This window comes from Moorena sp. SIO2C4, from assembly GCF_010672485.1.
Taxonomy (GTDB): domain Bacteria; phylum Cyanobacteriota; class Cyanobacteriia; order Cyanobacteriales; family Coleofasciculaceae; genus Moorena; species Moorena producens.
In genome coordinates, this window is record NZ_JAAHGN010000543.1 from 1 (window position 1) to 4,978 (window position 4,978).

The window sequence follows — 4,978 nt, forward strand, 5'->3', positions numbered from 1 at the left end:
TTACTTCAGCCAAAAAGCCATAAGCTCGTGCCATTCTGAATGGATCAGAATAGGTTTGATGGAGCGCCAAGGCTTTATGGGCAACTTTCTCTAACTCCTCCCAATTTGACTGGTGCCGAAGTGCCTCTGCCCAAAAATTAATATATTTGGCAGCTAACTCTGGGCGGTTAGCCTGCTCAAGACCCTCAACCGATTCCTGAAAACAAACTTTTGCTTTTTGACAACCTTGCTCCTTCTCAGCTTTATGCCACAGTGCATAACCAGCCCACCACAACCCTAAACAGAATAGTACATGGCCACGGCGTTCCCGGTTATCGGTTTGTTTCCACAGAGCTAAACTGCGCTCATAATGCTGTCGAGACTCTTGTTTAGAATTATCAGCCACTCGACCAAGCACAAATTCCAAACTGGCTTCTAACTCAGGGGCTAAGGCCACTCCCTGCTTTTCCAGCTCCTGTCGTGCTGAGTGTAATTCCACATAGGATGCAGAGCCTTTGTTTAAATTCAGAGTACAACTCTGCAAAAACTCCGTTTCACGGCATGCTACCATCTTGGCAAACACCTGATCAGTGGTTTGCTCGATAAACTGAATTAATTGACCGCTGCTAATCACAAACTCAACACAGCTTGACCAACTGTGGAAATCTGGCACTGACCGAATTAGCATTTGCAGCAACTTATCCGTCACCCACAACACCAGTGGAAACCGAAAGTTCCGAAACTCTTCCCGAATCTGGTTAGTTGCTGTCAGCACTTCCTCTATGCAACTTACTGAGTCTATCCCAGATACCATCAACGCCTCTGGCTGTTCCGGACCTAGCTCTTCCACAATAGTGGTATAGAGAGTTTTAACCGATTGCTCTAAGACCAGCTCCCTGATCGGAATAGAACATTGCTCCTGCAACTGCTCAATAATTTGTGTCCTCAATACCCCATAGTTACCAACCGCTAAAATCAACGAAAATTCTCCCTGAGAAAAAGTAATCAGTCTGATTAGTTCTCTCAAGGAATCTTGGTTGTGATTTGCGGTTGTATCTAGCATGACTTATAGTATTTCTCAATTGGGTGAGGCACAAAGTCTTGGGTTTTAGGGAGCAGGGAGCAGGGAGCAGGGAGCAGGGAGCAGGGAGCAGGGAGCAGGGATTAAACTGGGCGCGGCTAAGGGAGGGAGTGGTAAACAACTATGTGTACCTCATGAGCATGATATTTTATCCCTTGATTCACGCCCTTTAACCGGACAGGGAGGTAAGTATTCAGCATTCAGCATTCAGCATTCAGCCGTCAGCCGTCAGCATTCAGCTGACGTAACAAAGATTAAACGAATGCTTACTTGTGTTATTTAAAAGCTGATAGCTGATAGCTGATAGCTGAATGCTTACACAGGGAGTCATGGAACTGAGTAATTTCAGGTAGAGGTTAATGCTGAATGCTGATAGCTGATAGCTTACGGCTGAATGCTGATAGCTGACAGCTGACGGCTGATAGCTGATATTATATTTAGCTTCCATTCAATTCTTTGGCATCATCTAACACCGGATTGATATCATACCAACATCCGTGGTCATTACAATACTCAAACACAAACAAACTCTTCAACAGGATTTGGTATTCCTCCTCACCCCTGACAGTTTTGTGTTCAGCCACATGTCTGAGCAATTCCCACTCATCCGGTGTAATTGCCCTGCTCAATTCATTGCGACGCTGACTAATCACACTGTCTACCAAGTTACGAGATAAAGGCGGCTCGTCTTTCCTGAGGCAGTTACGGAGCAGCACCAACAAATTCCTGACATGACCCCCACTGACTAGACACAGCCGATCCAAGGTCTGTGGGCTATCAAACACTTTTGTAATTAAACCGATCCGTTGCTCTGGCTCCAGATCTGGGAAGGCTCTGGCTAAGACCATCTGTCGCAGCAAAGCAATTCCGGCATCACTGGGACTACCATCTGGTTCTTGTACCTGTACCATCGGTAACAGTAAATGCTCACAACCAAAGCGATTCCTGAGGTTTTCTTGGTCATTGGAAAATGCCAAAATCAGGGGAATGGTGTAGACCACATGGCATTTGAGTTGATTAAGATACTCCCCCTGGTCTACAAACAAATATTCTGGCTGATTGCGTTGCCCTGACTTAGGTTTATTATGGATCCGGTCAAGATTATCCACAATCACCACTAGTCCAGCTTTACCCTGCTGTTGCAGCTGCTGTTGAGCTGGTTCAATCAGTTCTGTATTAATCGCTTCTACAATATTGTTGACCCGTGGCTCTAGATGTTGTCGCAATAGGGAGCGAATGTCCTTAGAATTCTTAGCTTTGGTGGTAATTTCCCCAATCCCAAAGGCTAGGGAATACTCCCCCTCTTGTGAGCTGATGCCAATCTCATCAGGTATGTTAACCCCTACACCAGCGGCCTGAAACTCAGGAACTTTGAATTTCAACCCGGTCACCTCGGAGTTTAACAACTTAGCCGCCCCTTGCACTAACCCTCGGAAGCGGGTGGGTTGGAGTCTAATTTTAGCGTCCTCCAGACTTTGAATCACCTGACGAGCAATGGTCAGCAAAATATCACTGATCTCTACATCTGCCAGGTCCAAGTCATTAGAGGACTCAAAATAGACGACATGAAATCCCTGTTGTTCTAATTCCCGTTTCAATCGCGATAACTCGGTAGACTTGCCACAGCCCATGTGTCCGGTAAACAACTGACAGGTGGGTTCGTCTTCTGAGAAGGTAATGGTGCGTCTGAGTTCTCGAATAATATTGCTGCCCCGCACCTTGGAAAAATCAATGTAATATTGTTGGTCTTCAGCCCTCCCCACATTCAGGGTTTTACTGGGATTACAGACCCGAAAAAATCTGCTGAAATTCACTGTCATTAAACTTCCCCCCGGTAGACGAATTGACTATTGTCAGATTACACCCCGATATCTGCCAGATCGACATCGCTGACCAATTTACGCTGCAAACGGATATACAGCCTCTATATAATTTATCGACTTAATAGCTACACATTATGCAATTGACATTTTCCATTAACTGCAATAAAACGTAACATTATTCTCAATCCTGATGGTATATGATGCCGTAGCTGCGCAGAAAGTTGCCTGAAATTTCATAAATGCTATCCTCCCTTCACACTCCCTACTCCTAGTGTGGCTCATCAGTCAGACTAGAAGCAGTACCCGATCGGGTACCTTGGTTTTAGGGAGCAGGGAGCAGGGACTTCGGAGCAGGGAACAGCGGATCTGGGAACAGGGAAAAATCTTGTTTACCTCATTAGGATAGAAATCGCTATATTTCCGATACTGAACCAAAAGTATTGCGCCGGACTCCCCTTGCGTCGATTGCGGGTAAAGTTGACATCTCCCCCGGCTAAAGCACGGGGGATTCTACAATGTTGTTACGTGGCAGGGTGAACCCGTGCCACTTCACTTCTTGTCCTGTACGATCTAGAAAGAGAGTTAAACAGATCGTACCGGTGTGGGACTGTCATTGATCCCCTACCTGCCTTGGTTAAGTCAATTCCTAACTGTGCAGCTACTTTCCTAGCAATATTGCCTGCCCCGTTACAGTCAGCATTGATTAGGTGCCCTTCAGAAGACTTGTATAATCCACGTTTTACCCTTTTGCCCGACGGTGTCCATCCTTTGGGTTTTTCGCCATGTTTTGGGAGGCTGTCGTCGTCAAGGTAAGACGCTTTACTGGTGTACGCTTCCTCGGTAATCGTTAGTTTTATTCCATATTCGCAGGCTAGTTGCTTTAGTCTTTCGATTAACCTCTTAGTGGGAATAACTACAAAGTTCTGATTTCCCCGTTTCCCCATCTTTGATGAATCTTTTTGACGTTCATTCCATCCAACTATCAAGTTTCCAATACGATCATTGAGGCATCTGTTAATTATAAATCTGGCTGCCTTGTTGATCGCATCTCGCATCTGATTGTTGCGTTTCCGTTGGACACGATCCAGGTTGCTATCCCAGTAAAAATCTGATTTACCGGCTTTATATTTGGCAACCAATCTGGCGTACCCCTGATTCATGGATTTGAGTTTCCGACCATCAATAATCAGGCTCTTTCCATGGGTCGAAACTCCGGTTAGCCAATTATCCCCACCATGATCGAAGCTCCAAGCCTGTGAATAATCAAGATTGGGGTTGTTCTCGACTGGTTGCTTCCCGTCGTCGATCACCCAATCAATCCATAATTCTCCCAGGTACGGGCGAATTGTCACCTCTTTGACCCAATCTGGATCTATAAAATCTGGAGCTTCTAGTACAATTTCTGTTAGCAGTTCTGGTTTACTCTCTTTGCTGACAGAGGGATAAAATAAGCCTTTTTTATAGGTAAGAGCTTGTCTCGGGAAAGTCACACCAGTCAACCCGCCTTTTTGGCGATATCTAAGAAGTCTTGGTCTATCTACCTGGCCTTTATAATAAAGTCCGACTAATTGGTTATAACCTGTAATTGATTCAGCCACAGACTTTAAAGTTTGCTGTGCTGATTGAGCCGCCATCGCTTTGTAATGAGGATTATCTTTTAGCTCTTTACAAAGTTCCGCGTAATTAACATTACACTTATACGTCTTCCAACCATAACGCAGCACATCTTCTTTCCAGTAAGTAGTAAAAGCTTCTGGTTGCTGTTTTAGCCAAGTATAATGTTTTTGCTTGGAGTAATAGGTAGCACAATTCCATAAGCTATTCGCTTGTTCGCCTTGAAATAGCCAAAAAGCTTTTTCTTCATCTGTGAATATTGCTTTTACTGGAATTGTCCTATACATTTTGCTATCACCTCCTTATACATATTATGACATATTTAAAACTAAAAGAGTTCCCAAGTTTATGGATACGACGGGATTAATCCCGTCGCTCTGTTTCATCCCCGGTCTAAAGACGCAGGGCTCTCACATTTCTGGATATTTTGGTAGAACTTTGGGGGATTTGGTCAGTCCCGTCGTTGAGGAACAAGATTGGA

The 4,978-nt window shown here is 44.8% G+C and carries 3 protein-coding genes and 1 pseudogene; all 4 read right to left on the bottom strand.

Annotated features, from left to right (window positions below; all coding sequences use genetic code 11):
* Window positions 1–1,042 (bottom strand): annotated as a pseudogene (locus tag F6K20_RS23960) (eIF2A-related protein); the annotation flags it as partial.
* A gap of 253 nt (window positions 1,043–1,295) precedes the next feature.
* Window positions 1,296–1,508 (bottom strand): hypothetical protein, encoded by a 213-nt coding sequence (locus tag F6K20_RS23965; protein ID WP_287296293.1) that lies wholly within the window; start codon window positions 1,506–1,508, stop codon window positions 1,296–1,298.
* The gene (locus F6K20_RS23970) at window positions 1,498–2,880 is read right to left on the bottom strand and encodes an ATP-binding protein (protein WP_008189919.1); all 1,383 of its coding nucleotides are present in this window, start codon (window positions 2,878–2,880) and stop codon (window positions 1,498–1,500) included. Before F6K20_RS23970 ends, F6K20_RS23965 begins: the two co-directional genes overlap by 11 nt.
* A gap of 524 nt (window positions 2,881–3,404) precedes the next feature.
* Window positions 3,405–4,784 carry an RNA-guided endonuclease InsQ/TnpB family protein gene (locus tag F6K20_RS23975; RefSeq protein ID WP_287253910.1) on the bottom strand — a complete coding sequence of 460 codons (1,380 nt, stop codon included), beginning with the start codon at window positions 4,782–4,784 and terminating at the stop codon, window positions 3,405–3,407.
* Window positions 4,785–4,978 lie beyond the last annotated feature (194 nt).